Origin of the sequence: Hyunsoonleella jejuensis, from assembly GCF_900111025.1 — a bacterium.
GTDB classification, from domain to species: domain Bacteria; phylum Bacteroidota; class Bacteroidia; order Flavobacteriales; family Flavobacteriaceae; genus Jejuia; species Jejuia jejuensis.
The window spans coordinates 158,202-181,719 of the sequence record NZ_FOFN01000001.1 but is presented as its reverse complement, the minus strand read 5'-3'; the positions used below and the strand labels follow the sequence as shown (position 1 = coordinate 181,719).

At 34.9% G+C, this 23,518-nt stretch carries 21 protein-coding genes; 15 read left to right on the top strand and 6 right to left on the bottom strand.

Annotation, left to right across the window (positions count from 1 at the left end):
• Positions 1 to 87 precede the first annotated feature (87 nt).
• From bamA to BMY39_RS00795, 5 genes are all read right to left on the bottom strand, one after another.
• Positions 88 to 2,661 carry an outer membrane protein assembly factor BamA gene (bamA, locus tag BMY39_RS00815; RefSeq protein WP_245738115.1) on the bottom strand — a complete coding sequence of 858 codons (2,574 nt, stop codon included), beginning with the start codon at positions 2,659 to 2,661 and terminating at the stop codon, positions 88 to 90.
• A gap of 10 nt (positions 2,662 to 2,671) precedes the next feature.
• Positions 2,672 to 3,412 carry an isoprenyl transferase gene (locus tag BMY39_RS00810; protein ID WP_092574199.1) on the bottom strand — a complete coding sequence of 247 codons (741 nt, stop codon included), beginning with the start codon at positions 3,410 to 3,412 and terminating at the stop codon, positions 2,672 to 2,674.
• Entirely contained in the window at positions 3,412 to 4,098 is a 687-nt protein-coding gene (porG, locus tag BMY39_RS00805; RefSeq protein WP_092574193.1) for a type IX secretion system protein PorG, read from the bottom strand. Before porG ends, BMY39_RS00810 begins: the two co-directional genes overlap by 1 nt.
• Positions 4,099 to 4,424: 326 nt before the next feature.
• The gene (locus tag BMY39_RS00800) at positions 4,425 to 5,309 is read right to left on the bottom strand and encodes an NAD kinase (RefSeq protein WP_092574189.1); all 885 of its coding nucleotides are present in this window, start codon (positions 5,307 to 5,309) and stop codon (positions 4,425 to 4,427) included.
• A 2-nt stretch (positions 5,310 to 5,311) separates the two neighbouring features.
• Positions 5,312 to 5,971: a CBS domain-containing protein gene (locus tag BMY39_RS00795; protein WP_092574187.1), complete on the bottom strand. Its 660-nt coding sequence runs from the start codon at positions 5,969 to 5,971 to the stop codon at positions 5,312 to 5,314.
• An 89-nt stretch (positions 5,972 to 6,060) separates the two neighbouring features.
• Here BMY39_RS00795 and BMY39_RS00790 point away from each other — a divergent pair, with 89 nt between their 5' ends.
• The 8 genes from BMY39_RS00790 (at position 6,061) to pth (ending at position 13,416) form a co-directional block, all read left to right on the top strand.
• On the top strand, positions 6,061 to 6,774 hold the full coding sequence (locus BMY39_RS00790) for a pyridoxine 5'-phosphate synthase (protein WP_177176511.1): 714 nt from the start codon (positions 6,061 to 6,063) through the stop codon (positions 6,772 to 6,774).
• Positions 6,775 to 6,781: 7 nt separating this feature from the next.
• Positions 6,782 to 7,555: an alpha/beta fold hydrolase gene (locus tag BMY39_RS00785; RefSeq protein ID WP_092574182.1), complete on the top strand. Its 774-nt coding sequence runs from the start codon at positions 6,782 to 6,784 to the stop codon at positions 7,553 to 7,555.
• A 61-nt stretch (positions 7,556 to 7,616) separates the two neighbouring features.
• On the top strand, positions 7,617 to 8,720 hold the full coding sequence (locus BMY39_RS00780) for an energy transducer TonB (RefSeq protein WP_143064724.1): 1,104 nt from the start codon (positions 7,617 to 7,619) through the stop codon (positions 8,718 to 8,720).
• A 16-nt stretch (positions 8,721 to 8,736) separates the two neighbouring features.
• On the top strand, positions 8,737 to 9,084 hold the full coding sequence (locus BMY39_RS00775; RefSeq protein WP_092574180.1) for a phage holin family protein: 348 nt from the start codon (positions 8,737 to 8,739) through the stop codon (positions 9,082 to 9,084).
• Positions 9,085 to 9,213: 129 nt separating this feature from the next.
• On the top strand, positions 9,214 to 10,542 hold the full coding sequence (gene tig, locus BMY39_RS00770; RefSeq protein ID WP_092574178.1) for a trigger factor: 1,329 nt from the start codon (positions 9,214 to 9,216) through the stop codon (positions 10,540 to 10,542).
• Between the two features lie 177 nt (positions 10,543 to 10,719).
• Complete coding sequence (gene clpP, locus BMY39_RS00765) at positions 10,720 to 11,394, top strand: ATP-dependent Clp endopeptidase proteolytic subunit ClpP (protein ID WP_092574176.1); 675 nt, start codon at positions 10,720 to 10,722, stop codon at positions 11,392 to 11,394.
• 71 nt (positions 11,395 to 11,465) lie between these two features.
• A complete protein-coding gene (clpX, locus tag BMY39_RS00760; RefSeq protein ID WP_092574174.1) occupies positions 11,466 to 12,698 on the top strand; it encodes an ATP-dependent Clp protease ATP-binding subunit ClpX in 1,233 nt (410 codons plus the stop codon).
• A gap of 91 nt (positions 12,699 to 12,789) precedes the next feature.
• Complete coding sequence (gene pth, locus BMY39_RS00755) at positions 12,790 to 13,416, top strand: aminoacyl-tRNA hydrolase (RefSeq protein WP_092574172.1); 627 nt, start codon at positions 12,790 to 12,792, stop codon at positions 13,414 to 13,416.
• Positions 13,417 to 13,423: 7 nt separating this feature from the next.
• Here pth and BMY39_RS00750 read toward each other — a convergent pair whose 3' ends face one another.
• A complete protein-coding gene (locus tag BMY39_RS00750; protein ID WP_092574170.1) occupies positions 13,424 to 16,069 on the bottom strand; it encodes a reprolysin-like metallopeptidase in 2,646 nt (881 codons plus the stop codon).
• Positions 16,070 to 16,139: 70 nt separating this feature from the next.
• Here BMY39_RS00750 and BMY39_RS00745 point away from each other — a divergent pair, with 70 nt between their 5' ends.
• The 7 genes from BMY39_RS00745 to ald all read left to right on the top strand — a co-directional run bounded on the left by BMY39_RS00745 (position 16,140) and on the right by ald (position 23,495).
• Positions 16,140 to 17,078, top strand: coding sequence for a bifunctional riboflavin kinase/FAD synthetase (locus BMY39_RS00745; RefSeq protein ID WP_092574168.1), 939 nt, complete (start codon positions 16,140 to 16,142; stop codon positions 17,076 to 17,078).
• Positions 17,068 to 18,384 (top strand): HTTM domain-containing protein, encoded by a 1,317-nt coding sequence (locus BMY39_RS00740; protein WP_092574166.1) that lies wholly within the window; start codon positions 17,068 to 17,070, stop codon positions 18,382 to 18,384. The genes BMY39_RS00745 and BMY39_RS00740 overlap by 11 nt, the downstream gene beginning before the upstream one ends.
• A gap of 42 nt (positions 18,385 to 18,426) precedes the next feature.
• Positions 18,427 to 19,698, top strand: a complete 1,272-nt coding sequence (gene serS, locus BMY39_RS00735) for a serine--tRNA ligase (protein WP_092574164.1) — start codon at positions 18,427 to 18,429, stop codon at positions 19,696 to 19,698.
• Positions 19,699 to 19,835: 137 nt separating this feature from the next.
• Positions 19,836 to 19,958 (top strand): hypothetical protein, encoded by a 123-nt coding sequence (locus BMY39_RS15300; RefSeq protein ID WP_262490325.1) that lies wholly within the window; start codon positions 19,836 to 19,838, stop codon positions 19,956 to 19,958.
• Between the two features lie 169 nt (positions 19,959 to 20,127).
• Complete coding sequence (locus BMY39_RS00725; RefSeq protein WP_092574160.1) at positions 20,128 to 21,903, top strand: tetratricopeptide repeat protein; 1,776 nt, start codon at positions 20,128 to 20,130, stop codon at positions 21,901 to 21,903.
• Positions 21,904 to 21,927: 24 nt separating this feature from the next.
• Positions 21,928 to 22,176 (top strand): SemiSWEET family sugar transporter, encoded by a 249-nt coding sequence (locus BMY39_RS00720; protein ID WP_245738112.1) that lies wholly within the window; start codon positions 21,928 to 21,930, stop codon positions 22,174 to 22,176.
• Positions 22,177 to 22,394: 218 nt separating this feature from the next.
• Complete coding sequence (ald, locus tag BMY39_RS00715; protein WP_092574156.1) at positions 22,395 to 23,495, top strand: alanine dehydrogenase; 1,101 nt, start codon at positions 22,395 to 22,397, stop codon at positions 23,493 to 23,495.
• The last annotated feature ends 23 nt before the right edge of the window (positions 23,496 to 23,518 follow it).

The window sequence follows — 23,518 nt, the reverse complement described above, 5'->3', positions numbered from 1 at the left end:
TTAACGAAATTTAATCTTAAAAATTTTAATTCTCATTCAAATCATCAAAAGGTTATTAGAAAATATCGTGCCAAAATAAAATTTTTACTAAAATTGCTGTCCAATTATAAAGTGGGTTTGCCATCCACTTTTTCCTGTTTGTCCTGGCACAGGGTCGAAACCATGACCAAAATCTATACCCAATAAACCAAAGGCTGGCATAAAGATTCTTACACCTAAACCTGCAGATCTTTTAATGTTGAATGGGTCGAAATCTCTAAAGCTATTATAAGAATCACCTCCTTCTAAAAAGCCCAACGCATAAATTTTAGCAGAAGCTTTTAACGTAATGGGATATCTTAATTCTAAAGAAAACTTATTGTAAATACTTCCACCGTCTTGAGAGGATAAGGACTGGTTGGGGTAACCTCTTAATTGCACTACTTGTCGTCCATCTAAGGCAAAATTCCCTAAGCCATCACCTCCAACAAAATAACGTTCAAAAGGAATTACCCCTCTATCGTTGTTGTAAGCTCCTAGAAACCCGAATTCAAGACTAGGCCTTAACACTAAATCTTTAGTTAATTCAGTATACCAGTCTGCTTTAAAATTAATTTTATAAAATTCAAGCCAGTTAAAGCGTTCTTGATCTATTTCACTAATCCTGTCATTGGCAGAGATTCTTTCCGCGTCGGTACTTGCCGGATCTCTTAAAACGTCTTGATTATCATTTCGTTCATTAATTAACGCTTCGTAATCTACACCATCAAACAACGACCATGGCGGAGATAATTTTGCAGTAACGGAAAAGTTTGAACCTCCAGTTGGATAAATAGGGTCTATTCTTGTGTTATTTCTTGTTAACCCTACGGTATATGATAAATTTTTGGAGCTACCATCACCAAAAGTAAACAGGCCTGTGTTGTAATTGTTTAAATCGTAAACCTGATAACTTAATGCTTGTGATAGCGTGAAATAGTTGTCTGGTACAGTCAATCGCTTTGCTAAACCAAGAGTGATACCTGTAATGTTAAAACTTCTACTTCTATCGGCACGTCCGTTAAATCGGTTAAATAAAAACTGTTTTGTGTGCGATATTGAGGCCGAAAATTGTACCGGACGCTTACCGCCTAACCAAGGCTCAGAAAACGAGAAACTATAGGTTTGGAAAAAACGGCTGGCTTGCAAACGTAAAGCTAGTTTTTGACCATCTCCCATTGGTACAGGTTTGTAGGCGTCTTTATCGAATATGCCTTTCATGGAAAAATTATTAAAGGATAATCCAAGTGTACCAATAAAACCACCACCTCCATAACCACCTTGTAGTTCAATTTGGCTGGATCCGGTTTCTTTTACAGAGAATTCCATGTCAATTGTTCCTTCATTAGGATTAGGGTTTTTAAAATCGGGAGCTATTTCTTGAGCATCAAAAAAGCCTAGTTGTCCCAATTCCCTTACGGTTTGTACTACTGCTGCTTTACTATATAATTCACCCGGGCGTGTTCGTAATTCCCTGTAAATAACATGGTCGTTGGTTTTGTCATTGCCAACTACGGAAACATTATTAAAATAAGCAGGTTTACCTTCAGATATCCTAATTTCTAAATCAATTACATTGTCTTCAGCACTTACCTCTACAGGATTTATAGATGAGAACAAATAGCCATTATTCTGGTAAAGGTTGGCAATATCATCGCCGTCTGGTTTTGTGTTGTCTTGAATACGCTTTTGAAGCATTACGCCGTTATAGGTGTCGCCTTCTTTTATTCTAATGTATCTGTCTAATTGTTCGTCAGAGTAAACCGTATTTCCTATGAAACTAATTTTTCCAAACTTATAGAGGTCGCCTTCTTCTAATTCAATTTTGATGGATATAGTTTTGTCATCATTTACAATAATACTGTCCGAAAGAATACGGGCATCACGATAGCCATTTTCTGCATATTTATCTATTACACTTGCTAAATCTGCCTGATAAGCAGAATCTATAAACTTAGATCGTTTTAAAATGCGAAGACGATTAATTTTTTTCGTGCTCTTCATTGCTTTTCTAAGCACCTTTTCTTTTAAAGCAGAATCGCCTTCAAAAATAATGTCTTTAATTTTTACTTTTTCACCTTTGTCTATAGCAACAACCATGTTTACTTTAGCTTTATCAAGGGTATCTTTAACTTCAATAGTATTGATGTTTACTTTGGCATTATAGAACCCTTTCTTCCTATAGTTTTTTTCTAGAAAGTTTTTTGTAGTTGTTCTAAGGTTTTCGGTAACCTTAACGCCTTTTTTTAGCTTATTGTCGTTTATAATGCCTTCAATTTTACTTTTTTTAACCCCGGTAACTTTTACGTCTAATAATTGAGGTAAATCAGATAATCGAATTTCCAAAAAGGCGTTTTTACCTTCTACATTTTTTAGGTAAATTTCGATATCACTAAAGAGTTTAGAGCCCCATAGTTTTTTAATGGCGTTTGCAATATCTTCTCCTGGGATGGTAATTTCGTTACCTTTCCGAAGGCCAGAGTATGCTACAACGGTTTGCTCATTAAAGCTCGTGTTTCCTGAAACCGAAACGCCGCCTATAATATACTTTTTACCATTTTCGTATGCAATATCCTGTGCTTGAAGAGCAAAGCCAAATGCAATAAATAGAATGGTGATATATTGTTTTAGGAGGGTTTTCAATAGAAATGTATTAGCTAAGTTGTTCACTTGTTTTCCCAAATCGTCTTTCTCTTTTTTGATATTCTATAATAGCTTTATACAAATCTTCTTTTGTGAAATCTGGCCAAAGGGTATCGGTAAAATACAATTCGGCATAAGCTATTTGCCAAAGCAAAAAATTACTAATACGTTGTTCGCCACTTGTTCTAATAAGTAAGTCTACGTCTGGTAAATTTTGCGTGTAAAGATGCTTATTTATAATTGATTCATCAATAGAATCGGGCGAAATTATGTTATTTTTAACTTTATTACTAATTTCTTTAACAGTGTTTACTAATTCTTCTCTAGAGCCATAGCTAAGCGCCAAAGTAAGAGTCATTCTCGAATTGTCTTTCGTCGCATCCATTACCTCATGAAGTTCTTTGTGAACCTTTGCTGGTAATAGGTTGAGGTTGCCTATGGCAGAAAGTTTTATGGTATTATCCTGTAGTGTTTTAATTTCCTTTTTTAAAGATGAAATCAGCAATTTCATTAATGTTTTTACCTCAAGTTTTGGGCGGTTCCAGTTCTCGGTAGAAAACGCATAAAGCGTTAAATTTTCAATACCTAATTCAGCAGAGGCCTCTACAACTTGTCTAACCGATTTTGTCCCATTTTCATGCCCAAAAGCCCGCATCATACCTTTTTGTTTCGCCCAACGCCCATTGCCGTCCATAATTATGGCTATGTGTTTGGGTAAAGCTTCTAGTAATATGTTGTTTTTAAGGCTCATTAATTAACGCAATAGCAGGGGTTTTCTCCAAAGGTGTAAGTTAGTGTTATTCCACTAAAGGTGTACCAATCATTATTGTTTATATTTCCAAAGCGAAACTGTTGTCTAGAACCATCACTGGGGTTGCTACCATCAAGATTATCTGAGAACGTATAACGAGCGCCAACTTCTAAGCCTAAAATAAAATTATCAATAAATCGCATTTTAAACCCCAATGCCATAGGAATACCAAATGCCCAACTTTTACTGTTTTCAGATGATAAAACATCATTTAAAAAGAAATAGTTATCGTGTCTAACCACACTAATACCAGTATAAAGGTATGGCGTTGCTACAGGTTTACGGTTATGTAAATTAAAGTCCATAAATGTAAATTCCATACCAGCTGAAATCTCAAAAATACTATTGTTAAAGCTATAGCCGCGTTGCTGACGTCTTGGGTCGTCCGAATTTAAATCTACGCCTTCTAATTCAGAGAAAATCATCGAGATTCTATAAGAATGCCTTGTACTTCGGTTCCATTTATAGATGGCTCCTATAGCGGCTTGATTAGGTGATATGTAATCTGTAGCGCCAACATCGCCGATAAAATTACTACCACCCGCAAATATACCAATTTCATTGATTTGAGAGAAACTAAGTTGTAGCGTTAACAAGCTAATTATTAATAGGTTTACGTGCCGCATAGCTATTTAAAGTTTGCAAATATAATAAATAAGATGAGCCTATTGCAATTTGTATTGAATAGTATGAACGTAAAACAGATTTTATAAGGAATTATTGTTTAATTATTAGTAATACATTTTGGGCGTTCCCTTTCAGGTCGGGCTTTCACTACTCGCTTCCCGCTTAGGCGGGAGAGCTCAAACATGCCGTTCAATCCCTAACGCGGTTTCATCCGCTAAGTTCTGTGTTTAACACAGTTTTTATGTAATCTTGTTTTTTGTGCATCTAATATAAAAGTTCGAAAGTATTTAGTTCCTCCCCTTTGGGGAGGTTAGGAGGGGCTTTTTTAATTACGTTTATCTTCACCCCAAAGCATTTTTTTACGCAGTGTTTTTAAAAAGCTTTCATCTAACAAATCAATCATTTTAATTTTAAAGTCGGCTTTTTTAATTTTTATGATAGTGCCGTTATTTAACGTGGCAATTCTAGAGTCTAAAGATACCAGATGCTGTTCTTCACGGCCATTTACCTTTAATTGTATTTCGGTAGAATCGGGTATAACTAAAGGTCTTGCACTTAAATTATGCGGTGCAATAGGTGTTAACACAAAACTATTAGCTCCAGGAGTTATTACGGGTCCACCACAACTTAATGAATATCCGGTAGAGCCTGTTGGTGTCGATACGATTAAACCATCACTCCAATATGATGTTAAGTATTGCCCATCAAGCAATGTTTCCACAGTAATCATTGAAGTGGTATTCTTTCTACTAACGGCAATTTCGTTTAGTGCAAAATTTAAGTTGGTAATGTCGCTGTTTTCAGGTGTTGTTTCTATGGTAAGTAAACTCCGCTCTGAAATCCTGTATTTGCCATCTATTATGTTTTGTACGGCTTTCTTTATGTCTTCAACTTGAATGGTTGCTAAAAAACCAAGTCGCCCGGTATTAATACCAACTATTGGAATGTCCAAATCCATCACAAAGGTTATGGCTCTTAAAATAGTGCCATCGCCACCTATGCTTACCAGCAAATCAAAAGATTCATCTAGCTTATCAAAAGTCTCAAACGTATTGTAAAATTCTCGTTTTGTAGAAACCGATTTAATAAGTTCAGAAAACTCAGCTTCTATAAGCACATCTACATTTTTCTTAGCTACATAATTTAAAAGCGTATCTACAGATGTAAGTGTGTATTTATTATTAAAACGGCCAAAAACGGCTAACTTCATAATTAAATATTTAAATATTTTTTCAAATAATCCGACCGTTCTTTTAAATTCTGGGTAAAACTGTCTTCTTCATGCCCAGAAGCAATATTGTAGCTATATCTCCTAAACGTTTGAATAATGTCATTCAGACTGGTGTTTCCAATTTTTAAGGTAACCTGTACAATATCGTTTTTTATTTTAGAAATAAAGGCACCTAGCAGTTTTCCATTATTTGATTCTACAATTTGACTTATTTCGCTAAATGAATAGTCGTTAATGCCTTTTTCAACCACCAGTACACCACCAGCTTCGAAGAAAAAAGGCGATTCATTAAACAATCCTATAACGTCATTAAGCTCGTAATAGCCAATATAATCTCCTTTCTCATTTAAAACAGGCATAATATTGGCGGAGTTTTGGGCGAAAGCCTCTAAAACATCAAGCCACATGGTGTTTTCCCGAACATAAAAGTCTTCAAGACTGTACAAGTAATCGCTTATTAATTTTTCGCCATCAAAACAGTGAACGTCAGTTTCAAAAAAAGTTCCTGCAAAGATCCCATTCTCATCCATAATAGGAATGTGCGAATAAGTGAGCTGATTGAAAAGTTCTTGCAATTCACGTACTTTACCGTTACTACTTAACGGTTTAATGTCGTTAATTATAAATTCCTGAAGTTTCATAAGATGCCATATATTACTCTGCAAATTAATCAAAAAAAAGCTACTTGTGCCTGTTCTAGTTTGTATTTTTGCACTTTAAAATATATTTGATGACAAAGTTAAGTGTAAATATTAACAAGATAGCAACCTTAAGAAACTCTCGTGGTGGCGACGTGCCAAATGTGGTGCAATTTGCTAAAGATGTTCAGCGTTTTGGTGCAGAGGGTGTTACCATTCATCCACGACCAGACGAGCGCCATATCCGTTATAAAGATGCCAGAGATTTAAAACCGGAAGTTTATACGGAGTACAATATTGAGGGCAAACCGATTACATCATTTATGGATTTGGTTTTAGAAGTGAGACCTACGCAGGTTACCTTAGTGCCAGATGCTGAAGATGCGATTACAAGCAATGCAGGTTGGGATACCATACGACATAAAGATTTTTTAATTGATGTCATTAAAGAATTTCAAAGCAATGGCATTAGAACATCAATTTTTGTTGATCCGGTTTTAAAACAAATTGAAGGCGCGAAAGCTACAGGAACAGATAGAATAGAGTTGTACACAGAAGGTTTTGCCCATCAATATAGTTTGGGAAATAAAGATGGCATACTACCTTATACCGAGAGTGCCATATTGGCGAACGAATTGGATTTAGGTATTAATGCAGGCCATGACTTGTCTTTGGATAATATACAGTTCTTTAAGGAGAACATTCCAAATCTTTTAGAAGTATCTATTGGGCACGCTTTGATAGCTGAAAGTTTGTATTTAGGTATAGAAAATGTGATACAGATGTATTTGCAAAAGTTGAATTAGGAACTTTATGGGCGATAAAAATATTCTACATTCAAACATTACAGGAGAAGGCAAACCATTTGTAATATTGCACGGGTTTTTAGGTATGGGCGATAATTGGAAAACCCATGGCAAGAATTTAGCGCAACTAGGTTATGAAGTGCATTTGGTAGATCAGCGAAATCACGGGCATAGTTTTCATGATAATGATTTTAGCTATGAAGTACTCGCAGAAGATTTAAAAAACTATTGTGAAGTCAAAAATTTAGAAGACATTATCCTATTAGGGCATTCTATGGGTGGAAAAACAGCAATGTTATTCGCTACAGAATATCCAGAGATGGTTTCAAAATTACTAATCGCTGATATTTCTCCAAGGTTTTATCCCGTGCATCATGATACTATTTTAAACGGATTGAGCGCATTAGACTTTGATGTGATAAAAAGTAGAGGTGAAGCTGATAAAGCCTTAAGTGAGTATGTGTCAGATTTTGGTACACGTCAATTTTTATTAAAAAACCTCTATTGGGTAGAAAAGGGCAAATTGGGATTACGCATTAACTTAGAGGTATTGCAAAAGGAAGTTGCAGAAGTTGGTGAAGCGTTACCAAGTTATGCAAGGTTTGGAAAAGAGACACTATTCCTGCGTGGTGATCGTTCAGAATATATTGGTCCAGAGGACGAACGTATCATAAAAAATCATTTTTCAAATGTTAACATTGTAACCATTCCAAATGCTGGACATTGGTTGCATGCAGAGAATCCAAAAGCTTTTTTTGAGGCTGTGATTGAGTTTCTATAGTTTTTTTAAAAATTAAAATCTACAAATAAAGGCTATATTAGCAATAGCAAATTGTTCAAATATGCGGTATTCATTTATATTTTTATTACTGTGTTCTACGCTTTACAGTTTTTCTCAAAAAATAATTGAAGATGGTCCCTTTGTGAAATATTTTGAAAATGGTCAGGTAAAAACTTCTGGACACTATGAAGACAACAAGAAAGTTGGTGATTGGCAAGATTTTTATGAAACAGGAGAATTAAAAATGACTTACAGTTACACTGATGGAAAGATGGATACCGAGAGGAAATCGTTTTTTAAAAGTGGCATTGTAAAAACGGAGCGAACTTTAATTAATGGCGATAAAGTTTTCAAGAAATACTTTGACACCGGGAAATTACATTTCGAGAAGAAGGTTGATGGGGGATATGCAAGAGAGTATTTTATAAATGGAAATTTAAAATCAGAGGGGCAATACGTAGACAAAGAGTTATCTGGAATTTGGAAGAAGTACTACGAAACAGGTGAATTAGAATGGGAGGTGGCATATGTTGATAATTACAAACAAGGAAGATATACTCAATTTTACAAAAACCAAAACATAAAGGTAGAAGGAGAAAATAAAAAAGATAAAATACATGGATTAGAAAAACGCTATGATACAAATGGTAAATTAAAATGGGAGGGAAAATACTCAGATGGGAAATTGCATGGTAAGTGGACAGAATATAGCTCTGATGGAAGTAATTTGGATGATGTAAAATTTAAGAATGGAGTGCTTTTGAATAATTCAAACACTAATCTTGAGCCTACCTTGGTCCCTGATGGATTCAATGAAAGAATACCAATTTACCCAGGGTGTGAAAATGTTCTTGGGTTTAAGAACCAAAAGAAATGTCTTTCAAAGTCTATTTCAGAACATGTAGCAAAATCATTTAATACTGAGATGGCTGCTAATTTGGGTTTAGAAGGGAGGCAGCGCGTAAACGTAATATTTAAAATAGACAAACAAGGAAAGGTTATCGATGCAAAATCCAGAGCACCTCATCCATTATTAGAAATCGAAGCGATAAGAGTTGTAAAATTACTTCCAAAAATGAAGCCAGGTATGCAACTAGGTAAACCGGTTGTGGTTCCTTATTCCTTGCCTATTGTCTTCGCTGTTCAAGAAAAACGTAAAAACTAATTTAAATTATTTTCCTATGAAACTCATTATTAAACTCTTGTTAAACGCACTAGCTGTTTTTATTTTAGCATACCTATTATCTGGCGTAAACGTAGATGGTTACGTTGGCGCATTAATAGTTGCCATAGTCCTTTCTGTTTTAAATTTGTTTGTAAAGCCAATTCTGGTAATTTTTACATTACCTGCAACTATACTAACACTTGGCCTTTTCCTTTTGGTTATTAATGCTGTAATAATCCTATTGGCAGATAAATTAATAGATGGCTTTGCAGTAGCCAATTTTTGGTGGGCACTTATTTTCAGCGTGCTATTGTCCATACTACAATCTATACTGCACTCACTTTTACAAGAAGATAAAAAATAGTCTGAAATTCAGTACATTAAAAACTTTGTTGGGATGTAAAAATATACTAATTTTGCAGCCCAATTTTGGTTAAAAGAATTAGGGCCATACCCTATTTATTAAACGCCTTTTAGGCTTACAGTATTAAAAATGAATATTACAAGAGAAAACTTAGATGCGTTAAACGCGGTAGTAAAAGTAGATATCGCTAAAGAAGATTATAGCGATAAAGTAGAGAAAATCTTAACAGATTACCGTAAAACAGCCAATATTCCTGGGTTTAGAAAAGGACACGTACCTATGGGCATGGTTAAAAAGCAATATGGTAAAGCTGTATTAGTTGATGAGGTAAATAAGCTGTTGCAAGATGCCTTAAACAAATATCTTACTGAAGAAAAACTGGATGTGCTGGGACAACCGCTACCTAAACCTCAAGACGAGATAGACTGGGATGCAGATGCGTTTTCTTTTGAATTTGAATTAGGTTTAGCACCAGAATTTGAAGTAAAGCTAAAAGGTAAAAAAACAATTACCCACTATAACATTATTGCTGACGATAAGATGATTGATGAGCAAATAGAGCGCATTCAAAAGCAATATGGGAAATTGGTTTCTCAAGACACTGTTGAAAAGGATAGTGAAGTTACTGGTACATACAAAAACGAAGAAAAGGAAATTGACAATACCGTAACGCTTACTTTAGATAAGTTTAAAGGAAAGGCTGCAGAAAAGAAATTTATTGGGGCAAAAGTAGGTGATGTTATTACCTTAAAAACAAAAGGCTTGTACGAGGATGATCATGATTTAATGCATGCTTTAAAAGTTAGTCATGACGATACTCATGGATTAGATATTGAGGTAAAATTTACCATTACTGAAATAAACAAAAGAGAGCTGGCAGATTTAGATCAAGAATTGTTTGATAAACTATTCCCTGCTAAAGACGTAACTTCTGTTACGGAGTTAAAAGCAAAAATAAAAGAAGATGCCGAGAAACAATTTAAACAGCAATCGGACCAAAAACTGCTTAACGATGTTACGGAATATTTAGTTGAGAGTACCAATTTCGATTTACCAGCGGAGTTTTTAACGAAGTGGATGCAAACTGCTGGAGAAACTGAAATGGATGCAGAACAAGCAAAAGAAGAATATGAAAAGTCTGAAAAGAGTTTGCGTTACCAACTTATAGAAGGCAAACTTATTCAAGATAATGATATACAAGTTACTATTGAAGACATTAAAGGACATGCCAAAGAAATGATTAAGGCACAAATGGCACAATTTGGGCAAATGAATCCTTCTGATGAGGAACTTGAAGGTATTGCTGCCAGAGTTCTTGGAAATCAAGAGGAAGCACGTAGAATTTCTGAGCAATTAATTAGTCAGAAACTAATTGGATTGTATAAAGAAAAAGCAAACTTAAAGGTTAAAGAATTGAGTTACGAAAAGTTTGTTAAAGAAGTTTACGGCGACAAATAATCAAATAATAATTCATTATATTTATGCGCTTGAACCTTTAAAGGTTCAAGCGCATTTTTAGTTAAACTCAATTTTGGAAAATCTCAAAATTCACCACAATTGTAGTTAAACTAATCCCGCTTTTTTTGCGGGATATTTTTTAACAAAAATCTTAAAATTAAAACGATAAGCCCAATTATGGATTACGCCAAAGAATTTGAAAAATTCGCAATTAAGGATCAAGGAATAAGCAGTACATATTATAATAAAATCATAAGCAGTATGTACCCTACGAATTTAACGCCAAATATTATTGAAGAGCGACAAATGAATATTGCTATTTTCGACGTATTTTCTCGTTTAATGATGGATCGTATCATATTCCTAGGTACGGGAATTAACGACCAAGTAGCAAATATTATTCAAGCACAATTACTATTTCTGGAAAGTGTTGATGCATCAAAAGATATTCAAATTTATATCAACTCACCAGGAGGAAGTGTGTATGCCGGTTTAGGAATTTACGATACTATGCAATTTATAAAGCCCGACGTTGCTACAATCTGTACTGGTATGGCGGCTTCTATGGGTGCGGTTTTGTTATGTGCTGGTCAAAAAGGGAAGCGTAGTGGTTTAACCCACTCTAGAGTAATGATTCACCAACCGATGGGTGGTGCGCAAGGTCAAGCAAGTGATATTGAGATTACTGCAAAAGAGATTCTAACACTTAAAGAAGAACTTTACAGAATTATTAGTAAGCATTCTGGTCAAGACTACGACAAAGTGTATGAAGATAGCGATAGAGATTATTGGATGAAAGCCGATAAGGCTAAAGAATATGGTATGATAGACGAGATATTAGCCAGAAACTAAAAAAAATCGTACTTTTACAAGTCCTAATAGATATTGTAAATTGAATTACATCTCTCAAAATTAACTGATTAATGGCAAAAGAAGAATTAGAATGTTCGTTTTGTGGCCGAAAAAAGCCAGAAACCAACTTATTAATTGCAGGTTTAGATGCACATATTTGTGATAGGTGCATAGAACAAGCACATGGTATAGTTGTTGAAGAATCTAAGCAAAACGACACTAATGATTTATCTGCTGAGTTAAAGCTCAGAAAACCACAACAAATAAAGGGATTTCTAGACGAGTATATTATTGGTCAAGAGATGACTAAAAAGGTAATGTCCGTTGCGGTTTATAATCACTACAAACGCTTATTGCAACCGCCTACAAACGATGATATTGAGATTCAAAAAAGTAATATCATTATGGTAGGGCAAACAGGTACGGGTAAAACCTTAATGGCCAAAACTATAGCCAGAATGTTAAACGTTCCTTTGGCTATTGTAGATGCTACCGTACTTACAGAAGCAGGCTACGTGGGTGAAGATGTAGAGAGTATTTTAACACGTTTGCTACAAGCGGCAGATTATAATCTAGAGAAGGCTGAAAAGGGTATTGTATTTATAGATGAAATAGATAAAATCGCGAGAAAAAGCGATAACCCTTCCATTACTAGAGATGTATCTGGTGAAGGCGTTCAGCAAGCTTTATTAAAATTATTGGAAGGCACTGTGGTTAACGTACCACCAAAGGGAGGAAGAAAACATCCAGACCAAAAATTTATCGAGGTAAATACCGAAAATATTCTGTTTATAGCGGGCGGTGCTTTTGATGGTATTGAGCGTGTGATTTCCAAGCGTTTAAATATGAAAGCCGTTGGGTATGCAGCATCAATGTCTGATGAGATTGTTGATCAAAGTAACCTTTTACAATACATCATTCCGAAAGATTTAAAAGATTTTGGATTAATTCCTGAAATTATCGGTAGATTACCTGTTTTAACGCATATGGATCCATTGGATTCAAAAACCTTAAGAGCAATTTTAACAGAGCCAAAGAATGCCATTATCAAGCAATATAAAAAGTTGTTTGCTATGGACGATATTGAATTCAGTATTACTGATGGTGCACTTAATTTTATAGTAGATAAAGCCATTGAGTACAAACTTGGTGCTCGTGGATTGCGTTCTTTGTGCGAAGAAATTCTAACAGATGCAATGTTTGAATTACCTAGCAGCACTGATAAATCATTAAACGTAACGAAAAGTTATGCCGAGGATAAATTAACCAAGACAACACTTAAAAAGTTAAAGGCTGTGTCCTAGCTTTTATATGTTAAGTATTATAAATCAATCCCACTAAACATATTTTAGTGGGATTTTTTGTTTGTATATATTTGTGTTTTAAAAAAAAGTGATGTTTAGGTTTTTGTTGAATTGGTTTAAACCGAAAGAATCTGAAGAAGATCAAGACCCCATGAAAAAGTTTTTAATTGTAGGCTTAGGAAATATTGGAGAAAAGTATGCAAACACACGTCATAATATTGGGTTTAAGATATTAGATTTTTTTGCTGAGAAAGAAGGTGTCACTTTTGAAACGCAAAAACTTGGGGATATAGCTACTTATAAATTAAAAGGAAGAACCTTTATTTTTTTAAAACCCAATACCTTTATGAACCTTAGCGGAAAAGCGGTTGGCTATTGGCTTACTAAGGAAAAAATACCAATAGAAAACCTTTTGATAATTGCGGACGATTTAAACCTGCCGTTTGGGAGTATTCGACTAAAAACCAAAGGAAGTGATGGCGGACATAATGGTTTAAAGGATATTCAAGACAAATTAAACACCACAAAATATAATCGGTTTAGGTTTGGTATAAGCGATGCGTTTGGTAAAGGTAGGCAAGTAGATTATGTTTTAGGGGAATGGACAGCGATTGAAACAGAAAACCTTCCTGAACGCCTAGATAAATCGGTAGAGTTGATAAAATCATTTGCGCTAGCAGGTGTAAATAATACAATGAACCTCTTTAATGGAAAATAGACATTGTTTATTCAATAGCAATTCTTCGTGCGTAAGTTCTAGTTGCATCACTCAAATACAAAATATACATTCCAGCCTGTAATTGGTTTAAATTTATGGTTTCGTCAAGTCTTGAGGTTTCCTTAAATTTTTGTTTGTAAACACGTCTTCCTCGTACGTCAAAAACTTCAATTTTTATATCTTTTCTAGTATGCATAGAATCTACTTTTATAGTAAATTCACCGTTATTAGGGTTTGGAAATATTTTAATATCTTCAAAAGCAAACTCCTTAATTTCTAATAATGTATAAGTGGTTTGGCAAACCTCAATAAACCAAGAGTTTAATATGCCAGTGTCTCCTGCAGCAAAATCACCTAGACGGATGGTCCAATCTCCATTAACGCTTTCGCCATCAAATGTTTCCAATAAATCATTTAAGGATTTTTGAGCAATATTATCCGCAGCATTTAAACAATTAAAACCAACAGCGTCGTCATCAAAAGTTCCTATGATATCCTCCTCGGCGTCGCAATCATTTTGTGTTTTTAGTGTCACTTCGGTGTTATTGGGGCTTACTATTGCAATACCCAAATCGCCAATGTAACTATGCGTTATATTCATGCCAATATTAATATCCTCCACAGTAGTTGCATCGGTTATGTTAATGGAGTGGCTTTGAGAAAACGTACCGCTATTATCTGTAATGTTAATACCCAAATTTGCAGGAGAACTGTATTGCGTACATGTAGTAGTAACTTCAAAATCTATGGTAAAATCTTCAGCGTTAATAGCAAAAAAGTTGTTGTTTGTAGGCTCAATCATCAATCTACATTCTGGTGATGGTGTATTTGGCACAGTAAGCGAGTAGCTTCCATTATTAGGAATATTACTCACAATTTCGTTATAAGTTTCGCCTCCATCGGTAGATAATAAAATATTTACGTTTGATGCTCCAGGAAGGGTATTCGTATTGTTAACATTCCAAGTAATGGTTTCTGTGGTGCCACTAGACCAAGAAATACCAGTAGTATTTTGAGATGTTATTTCAAAAGGCCCGAAACTTGGATTGAAAGTAACACGCATATCATCATGGGTATTATTCGCACCACCAAGTTTATTATCTCTAACAGTCAGTCTAAAATCAGCAGTTCTGCCAACATTGGGGACTTTCTCCCATTGATTAGCATTCACACCAAATCTCAAATCTGATAAATTTGGAAAATACCGTGTAGGGCTAGCTGTTGGAGAGAATGATCTAACCAAAACAGCATCATCATTACCTGAATTAGGATTAGGATAAGTAGTTGAAGCATTATCCTCATTTATTTGCTCCCAACAATACGTAATATTATCGCCATCGCTATCTGCTCCAGTACCAACAAGTTTAAAAGCTGTTCCTACAGGTAAGGTTAAGTCAAGCCCCGCATCTGCTGTCGGTGTAGTGTTTCCAGTGTTGGTTTCTGTAGCGCAACTCGTTGATTTTATATAAGTGGTAACTTGCTCAATAGAAATAGCATGAAAATAAGGATCGCTATTTAACTGGATATTTGCCGAAGCTGCAATTCCTGCATACCCCATTATAGTTGTGCCACTTCCAGGCTCCATCTGTACATTGCTACCTTCATTGCCATCGTGTGTCCATGTATGGTTAGCTCCAAACTGATGTCCCAATTCGTGAGCCACCAAATCAATATCAAAGTTAAATCCCTCAGGTGCACTATCCGAAGTATAGGCGCTACCTTTTAAGCCAGTAATACAAACGCAGCCTATACAACCTGCATTTCCATCAAAACCAATCGCAGAAAGTAGGTGTCCCACGTCATAATTGCCATCACCAATTTGAGCATCAAGCGTATTTTGAACTTCGGTATTATAATTGTTGAACCCAGAATAAGGGTCAGTGCCAGCATTAAAATAGATAACATTATCGTTATTTGCCGCAAGCTGTAGCGTTACATTAAAATCGTTTTCAAATACGGCATTTACATTGGTTAAAGTTGATGCCAAAGCGGCATTTACGAGAGGTAATGTGCCACCATGAAAACTGGCGTATTCGCCAGTAACTGAAAGTGCTAAGGTGTAAAGCCTGTGAATACTATCATCTGCATCTTTTAAAATGGTGTTTTTATTTGTGTTTTCTGATAGAACATCTAAAGTCTTACATCTAAAATTGTCGATTTTGCCTAAATCCGCTTTTCGCTTTACCGTAAAACGCGTAGTCTCTTCAGTATTTGCCTCAAAAACTTCGGTGTATTCCTTCCCCAAAATAATACCGGAAAGCCCCTTGTAAGGCGATAAGCTAAACCGAAGGTAGGCCGAAGGGTTATCAATGCCATAGCCGATATAAGATCGGATTTCAGGATATTTGGCTTGTAAGTCGGGGTGCATTATAGAAGATTCGATGACCTTGTATTTTTCAAATTCACCATCAATGTTTGGGAAACTAATGGTAGTAGTACTGGTTTTAGAAGTGGTAGCTTCTGAAGCTTTTATTAAAGCGTTATGGAGGGTATTATAATCAAATTGATAAGTAAGATGCTTTTCAAAAGTATTTTTCAACCTATTTTCTTTTTGTTGATGTTGCACTTTAACAAAAAGGGTGTTTTGGGCAAAAACTGAAAAAGCAGTTAAAAATATGGCGGTTGTAAAAACATAATGTAGTTTTGTTTTCATAACTATGCTGGGGGTCTTTTAAAAACAAATCTAGCTTATTTTAACGACATTAACAATTCTTGAAAAGCCTATGGGTAAGGTATTAAAAATCGAAAAGTATGTAGCTTCATCGCCCACAATTGTAACCATTGGAACATTTGATGGTGTTCATGTAGGACATCAAAAAATTATAAACCGCCTTATTGATTCAGGACATCAAGAAAAGCTAAGATCTGTAATACTCACATTTTTTCCGCACCCAAGAATGGTCTTACAAAAAGACTCAAGTATAAAATTGATTAATACTATACAAGAGCGCAGTGAGATTTTAGATAAATTAGGTTTAGACTATCTGTTAGTTAAAAAATTCACCAAGGCCTTTTCTAGATTGTCGGCTGAAACATTTGTAAAACAAATTTTAGTAGATAAACTAAACGCCAAAAAGGTAATTATAGGTTACGATCATCGATTTGGGCGAAACAGGAATGCAGATATAAATGATTTGATAAAATATGGAGAGGAATTTGGTTTTGAAGTGGAAGAAATATCAGCTCAAGATATTAATGATGTAGCGGTAAGTTCTACAAAAATAAGGCAGGCACTTTCTGAGGGTAATATTCAACGAGCTAACAGATATTTGGGCTATCCATTTATGCTCACGGGAACCATAATAAAAGGTAAAGGTATTGGAAAGCAATTAAACTATCCAACGGCTAATATCAACATTGAAGAAAATTATAAACTAATACCCAAACAAGGGTCTTACGTGGTGAAATCGATGATTGATAATAAGACTGTTTTCGGCATGATGAACATTGGAATGAATCCAACCGTAAGTGGTGATACCGAATCCATAGAAGTGCATTTTTTCAATTTTGAAACATCAATCTATGGCAAAAACATTCAGATTGATGTTTTAGAACGCATCCGTGACGAGCAAAAGTTTGAGTCGGTTGAAGCTTTAAAATCTCAATTGGAAAAGGACAAGCTGTTTTCATTGAATTTCATTAACAACTACAATGCTGAATAATTGGGCGTTTAGACATATTGATAATTCACAATTAGTAGTTTTTAGAGTATTTTTTGGTCTACTATGTTTTCTCGAATCTTTTGGTGCCATACTTACGGGGTGGTTGAAACAGAGTTTAGTAGTGCCAAAATTCACATTCACATTTATTGGTTTCGAATGGTTACAGGTTTTTCAAGGTGAGGGCATGTATTTGTATTATGGTGCGATGTCTATTTTTGGTCTGCTTATTATGGTGGGCTATAAATATCGTTTTAGCATGATAGGCTTTACGCTTTTATGGACGGGGAGCTACTTGATGCAAAAATCATCATACAACAACCATTATTATTTGTTAATGTTGGTCAGTGCCATTATGGTATTTATGCCAGCACATCGAGATGTGTCTGTAGATGCAAAATTAAACCCTAAAATACAAACCAATGCAATGCCCAATTGGTGCAAATGGGTGTTTATTATTCAACTCTTTATAGTTTATACCTATGCGTCTGTTGCAAAATTATATCCTGATTGGTTGGAGGGTACAGTAATGGAGGTTTTAATGTATGGTAAAAAAAATTACTACCTAATTGGGGATGTGTTGCAACAAAAATGGCTGCAAAGTGTGCTTACTTGGGGTGGTATTTTTTTTGATGGTTTAATTGTGCCCTTACTGCTATTTAAGCCTACTAGAAAATTGGCATTTATTGTTTCCATAGGATTTCATTTGTTTAATTCTTTTGTATTTCAAATAGGTATTTTTCCATATTTAGCTTTAGCGTTTTACTTGTTTTTCTTTCCGCCAAAAACTATCAGGAATATATTTTTGAAGAAAAGGGAGTTTTATAACAAAGCTGAAGTGAAATTTCCAAAATTTAAAAATGCCTACGTAATATTATTTATAGTATATTTTGTGGTGCAAATAGTTTTGCCGTTGCGTCATCATTTTTTTAAGGATGATGTATTGTGGACCGAAGAAGGGCATCGTCTCTCATGGCGCATGATGCTTAGGGCAAAACATGGGGCAATTACCTATACTGTTAAAGATAAACTAACTAATAAAAAAACCACAATATTTTTAGACGATTATCTAACCAAAAAACAGCAACGTAGTGCGAGTACAAAACCTGATGTTATTTGGCAATTTGCTCAATATTTAAAAAAAGAGTTTAAGGAAAAAGGGCAAGATGTTGCAGTTTTTGTAGATTGTAGGATAAGCGTAAACGGTAAACCTTTAAAACGGCTTATTAATCCTGATGTTGATATTGCAAGTGCACCATGGCAACCCCTAAGTCATAGTCACTGGATTTTACCTTCAAAAACAGATTAAATCATAGACTATTTCTTAAATTTGCAGCTTAAATTTTAAACCATGCTACAAGTTCCATTTATTAGAGAGAATAAGGCAGTTGTTATCGAGCGTTTAACAAAGCGCAATATTGATGCGGCTAAAATGATTGACGATGTGATTGCTTTAGACGAAAAGCGCAGAAGTGTCCAAACGGAATTGGATAATACTTTGGCAGAGTCTAATTCAATTTCAAAAGAAATAGGGAACTTATTCAAATCTGGAAAAGTTGAAGAAGCAAACGCTTTAAAAGCGAAAACAGGAGAATTAAAAGAAGCATCTAAAAACCTTACAGAACAATTAAATAGTGCCGCTGAACGTTTGCAGGAATTGCTATATCAAATTCCAAATGTGCCACATGAGTCTGTTCCCGATGGGAATTCTGAAGATGATAACGAAGAGGTATTTAGAGCGGGAGATATCCCAACGCTGCACGAAGGCGCACTTCCACATTGGGAACTTGCAAAGCAGTATGATATTATAGACTTTGAATTAGGCAATAAAATTACAGGTGCAGGTTTTCCGGTGTATAAAGGTAAGGGAGCAAAATTACAACGTGCCTTAATTGCTTATTTTTTAGATAAAAACACTGAGGCTGGTTATGAAGAATACCAATTACCTCTTTTAGTAAATGAAGCCTCAGGAATTGGGACGGGGCAGTTGCCCGATAAGGAAGGGCAAATGTACCATGTTACCGAAGATAATTTGTATTTAATCCCTACAGCAGAGGTTCCGGGTACAAATATTTTTAGAAATACCGTACTAAATGAAGCAGATTTACCTATTGGTATTACAGGTTACACACCTTGTTTCCGACGAGAAGCAGGAAGCTACGGCGCACACGTAAGGGGCTTAAACAGATTGCACCAATTTGATAAGGTGGAAATTATTAGGGTAGAGCACCCAAACAATTCTTATAATGCGCTTGATGGTATGGTAAACCATGTAAAAGGTATTTTAGAAGAACTAAAATTACCGTATAGAATTTTAAGGTTATGTGCTGGCGATACTTCTTTTGCATCGGCATTGACGTATGATTTTGAGGTGTTTTCAACAGCGCAAGACAGATGGCTTGAAGTATCTTCCGTTTCAAACTTTGAAACTTTCCAAGCAAACCGTTTAAAATTACGATTCAAAAACACAAATGGTAAAAACGAATTGGCCCATACCTTAAACGGTAGTGCTTTGGCTTTACCTAGAATTTTAGCGGGTATTTTAGAGAACTACCAAACAGAACATGGTATACAAATTCCTAAGGTTTTACAGAAGTACACAGGTTTTGATATAATAGAATAAATTTCTTACAATTTCACATATAAAAATCGATAAAATACATTTTTTAGGTGTTGTTTAACGATTTTAAGTCGGTTTTTTTTGTTCTTTCGGTATTATTTCAGAATATAGCTGAACCAATTCTATCAACCTACTTAACCATGAAGAATGTACTACGTATTATTCTGCTTCTAGCACTTATTTTTATTGGGAGTAAAGTGTTGTTTTCAGATTTTAGTTTAGAAAAACCTGAAAATAAAACTTTGGCAGTTGTAAAGAAGTAATTTTTTAATAAAGGAAAAGCTGTCCCCAATCGAGTGATGCTATCGCTTTTAACTGCGGTAGTTAAGTTAATAGAACATTATTTTGGTTGGTACTGCCCGAATACAATATTCGGGCATTTTTGATGTTTCCTTAATCTAGGATTCAATTTATCTTCAGTATATTTACAACATGCGGTTATTAGTGTATTTGCTTTTATGTATTCCAACGTTACTTGTAGCGCAAGACGACTTATTTGCAAAGGAATACTATAAAAACGGAGATTTTGAAAAAGCGTTGATAGAGTATAAAAAGTTATACAATACGTCTAAATCAAACATTACTTACATTAAACAAATTATAGATACGCATCAGCAATTAGAACAATACAAAGAAGCTGAGGCATTTATAAATGAGATAATTAATAGAACTAATTACCCTGCGTTTTATGTAAGTTTGGGGTATAATTATCAACTACAGGATAATATAGAAAAAGCCAATGAGCATTATACTATTGCCATAAATAGTTTATTGGTGAATCCCAACAATGCGTATTCGGTTGCCCGAACATTTCAGGATTATTCTTTGCTAGAACAAGCTGCTACTACTTACGAAAAGGCCATGGAGCTTAAGCCTGAATTAAATTTAAAATTGCCGTTGGCACAGATTTATGGCGAGCAGGGAAACATAGAAAAAATGATGTTGAATTATATAGATTTTGCAGAACGTAATCCTATTTCCCTAAACAATATAAAGCGGGCATTAAGTAGTTTTATAAGTGAAGACGGCGATGCTGAGAGTAATGTGATTTTACGAAAACTGCTCATAAAAAAAATACAGCAAGAGCCCAATGTACTTTGGAATGAACTACTGAGTTGGTTGTTTGTGCAACAAAAGGATTTTAATAAATCCTTTACTCAGGAGAAGGCTATAAATACTAGAATACAGGAAGGTTTAGACCGCATTCTGAATTTGGGTAGAATTGCTGAGAAGGAGAATGCCACGGAAACTGCAAAAACTATCTTCAATTATGTCGTTGAAAATGCCCAGGATAACGACACCAAACTAAAGGCATTTTACGACTTACTTCAAATTGAAACTAAACAGGCAAATACGGCAGATTATAAGGAGTTGCAAAGTAAATATTTACAGCTTTTTGATACCTATGGCAAGTTTGCGCAAACATTAGATTTACAATTATCTTATGCCCATTTTTTAGCATTCAATATGAGTAAGACAGAAGAGGCAACTGCGTTTTTAGAGGAAGCTTTAAAATTGCCTATAAATGATATTCAAAAAGCTGAGATAAAACTAGAACTTGGGGATATTTTGGTGTTGAAGGAAGAATTTAACAAGGCTTTGATTTACTATACTCAAATTCAAAGGAACTTAAAAAACAGTACGGTTTCGCAAATGGCCCGCTTTAAAGTAGCTAAGGCAAGTTATTATAAAGGCGATTTTAAATGGGCTGAATCCCAGCTTAAAATTTTAAAATCTTCTACCTCACAGTTAATAGCAAATGATGCTTTAGAATTAAAGCTCTTGATATCAGATAATAAGTATGAGGATTCGCTACAAACTCCTTTAAAACAATATGCCAAGGCAGATTTATTAGCGTTTCAAAACAGGAATGATGAAGCTATAGATATCTTAAACAAAGTGATTGAAGTGCACAAAACAGAACCTATAATTCCACAAGCACTGTACAAACAAGCACAACTTTTTGAGGTGAAGCAGCAGTTTGAAAAGGCTGCGGCAAACTATCAATTTATAATAGACAATTTTAGGGATGGTATTTTGGCAGATAATGCCATTTACAGTTTAGCGGAATTGTATTTACATCATTTAAATGCTCCAGAAAAGGCAAAAGAACTGTACAAGGAATTGGTTTTTAATTATGCAGATAGTATTTATTTTATTGAAGCAAGAAAGCAATTTAGAAGATTGCGAGGAGATGCTATTAACTAAATGCATATTCTAAGTTTAAATTATATGGAGCTCATAGGTTTTGGAGCGGCAGTATTAACCACTGCAGCATTTTTACCTCAGGTGTATAAAACTTGGAAAACAAAAGACGTTTCCAGCCTTTCGTTGCCAATGCTAATTCTATTTTTTATCGGAATTGTACTATGGCTTGTTTATGGTTTTTTAAAGGATAGTCCTTCAATGATTTTTGCTAATTCCATTACCGTTTTGTCTTCAATGCTATTGCTGTATTTCAAAATTAAATACAACAAGTAATACTGGTATACAGACGAGATTGCTATAAAGATAGCACCTCTTATTAAATACCTGTTAAACTGATGTGTTTTATAGAATTTCTAATAATTTGTTAAATGTGATATGGAAAAGTCAAAAAAAGTCTTGGTTTTGTATTTATAATTAAACCAAATTTTTAATATTGCACCCGATTTGGTGATGCGCATCAAACGTTATTTCAAACATAAAAAGCTAACAGAATGAAAATTGGTGTTCCTATTGAAATTAAAAACAATGAAAACCGTGTAGGAATGACGCCTTCTGGTGTTTTCGAACTTACAAAAAGAAATCATAACGTATTTATCCAAAAAAACGCTGGACATAATAGTGGGTTTTTAGATGAAGATTATATCGATGCAGGTGCAACTATTCTAGATACCATAGAAGAAGTGTACGACATTGCAGAAATGATAGTGAAGGTTAAAGAGCCCATTGAAAAAGAGTACGGGTTAATAAAGGAAGATCAGGTTGTATTTACCTATTTTCACTTCGCTTCTAGCGAACCGCTTACCCAAGCCATGATTGATAGTAAGTCTGTTTGTATAGCTTATGAAACGGTTGAGGATAAAGATGGCTCGTTGCCATTACTTATTCCAATGTCTGAAGTTGCCGGACGTATGTCTGTTCAGCAAGGAGCAAAATATTTAGAAAAGCCTATAATGGGACGTGGTATTTTATTGGGAGGAATTCCAGGCGTACCACCAGCAAAAGTATTGATTTTGGGTGCAGGGGTAGTTGGGCTTCAAGCTGCTCGTATGGCATCCGGATTAGGGGCTAATGTATTTATTTTAGATATAAATATGAAAGCTTTGCGTCATGTTAGTGAAACTATGCCGAATAACGTAATTAGTGAGTTTTCGAGTGAATATAATATTAGAAAGCACATCAAGGATTCCGATTTAATTATTGGAGGTGTATTAATTAAAGGTGCAAAAGCACCAAAATTAATTACTAGAGATATGCTCAAGGATATGCGCCCAGGTACTGTTATGGTAGACGTAGCAGTAGATCAAGGAGGATGTTTCGAGACTACAAAGCCAACAACACATCAGGACCCTACTTATATTATAGATGAAGTGGTGCATTATAGTGTTGCAAATATGCCAGGAGCTGTACCTTACACTTCTACTATGGGATTAACTAATGTTACATTACCGTATGTGATTAAATTGGCAGATATGGGATGGAAAAAAGCATGCAAGAAAAACAAATCTCTTGCAAAAGGGCTAAATATCATAAACGGTAAAATTGTTTATAAGGAAATAGCAGAGGCTTTCGACTTACAATTTGAAGGTGCCTAATTATTTTATCTGACAAAATTTCA

Coding starts and splice junctions, on each gene's coding strand:
- BMY39_RS00810 (WP_092574199.1), bottom strand. CDS start 3,412: ATGAGCCTTAAAAACAACATATTACTAGAAGCTTTACCCAAACACATA.
- porG (WP_092574193.1), bottom strand. CDS start 4,098: ATGCGGCACGTAAACCTATTAATAATTAGCTTGTTAACGCTACAACTT.
- BMY39_RS00800 (WP_092574189.1), bottom strand. CDS start 5,309: ATGAAGTTAGCCGTTTTTGGCCGTTTTAATAATAAATACACACTTACA.
- BMY39_RS00795 (WP_092574187.1), bottom strand. CDS start 5,971: ATGAAACTTCAGGAATTTATAATTAACGACATTAAACCGTTAAGTAGT.
- BMY39_RS00790 (WP_177176511.1), top strand. CDS start 6,061: ATGACAAAGTTAAGTGTAAATATTAACAAGATAGCAACCTTAAGAAAC.
- BMY39_RS00785 (WP_092574182.1), top strand. CDS start 6,782: ATGGGCGATAAAAATATTCTACATTCAAACATTACAGGAGAAGGCAAA.
- BMY39_RS00780 (WP_143064724.1), top strand. CDS start 7,617: ATGCGGTATTCATTTATATTTTTATTACTGTGTTCTACGCTTTACAGT.
- BMY39_RS00775 (WP_092574180.1), top strand. CDS start 8,737: ATGAAACTCATTATTAAACTCTTGTTAAACGCACTAGCTGTTTTTATT.
- tig (WP_092574178.1), top strand. CDS start 9,214: ATGAATATTACAAGAGAAAACTTAGATGCGTTAAACGCGGTAGTAAAA.
- clpP (WP_092574176.1), top strand. CDS start 10,720: ATGGATTACGCCAAAGAATTTGAAAAATTCGCAATTAAGGATCAAGGA.
- clpX (WP_092574174.1), top strand. CDS start 11,466: ATGGCAAAAGAAGAATTAGAATGTTCGTTTTGTGGCCGAAAAAAGCCA.
- pth (WP_092574172.1), top strand. CDS start 12,790: ATGTTTAGGTTTTTGTTGAATTGGTTTAAACCGAAAGAATCTGAAGAA.
- BMY39_RS00750 (WP_092574170.1), bottom strand. CDS start 16,069: ATGAAAACAAAACTACATTATGTTTTTACAACCGCCATATTTTTAACT.
- BMY39_RS00745 (WP_092574168.1), top strand. CDS start 16,140: ATGGGTAAGGTATTAAAAATCGAAAAGTATGTAGCTTCATCGCCCACA.
- BMY39_RS00740 (WP_092574166.1), top strand. CDS start 17,068: ATGCTGAATAATTGGGCGTTTAGACATATTGATAATTCACAATTAGTA.
- serS (WP_092574164.1), top strand. CDS start 18,427: ATGCTACAAGTTCCATTTATTAGAGAGAATAAGGCAGTTGTTATCGAG.
- BMY39_RS15300 (WP_262490325.1), top strand. CDS start 19,836: ATGAAGAATGTACTACGTATTATTCTGCTTCTAGCACTTATTTTTATT.
- BMY39_RS00725 (WP_092574160.1), top strand. CDS start 20,128: ATGCGGTTATTAGTGTATTTGCTTTTATGTATTCCAACGTTACTTGTA.
- BMY39_RS00720 (WP_245738112.1), top strand. CDS start 21,928: ATGGAGCTCATAGGTTTTGGAGCGGCAGTATTAACCACTGCAGCATTT.
- ald (WP_092574156.1), top strand. CDS start 22,395: ATGAAAATTGGTGTTCCTATTGAAATTAAAAACAATGAAAACCGTGTA.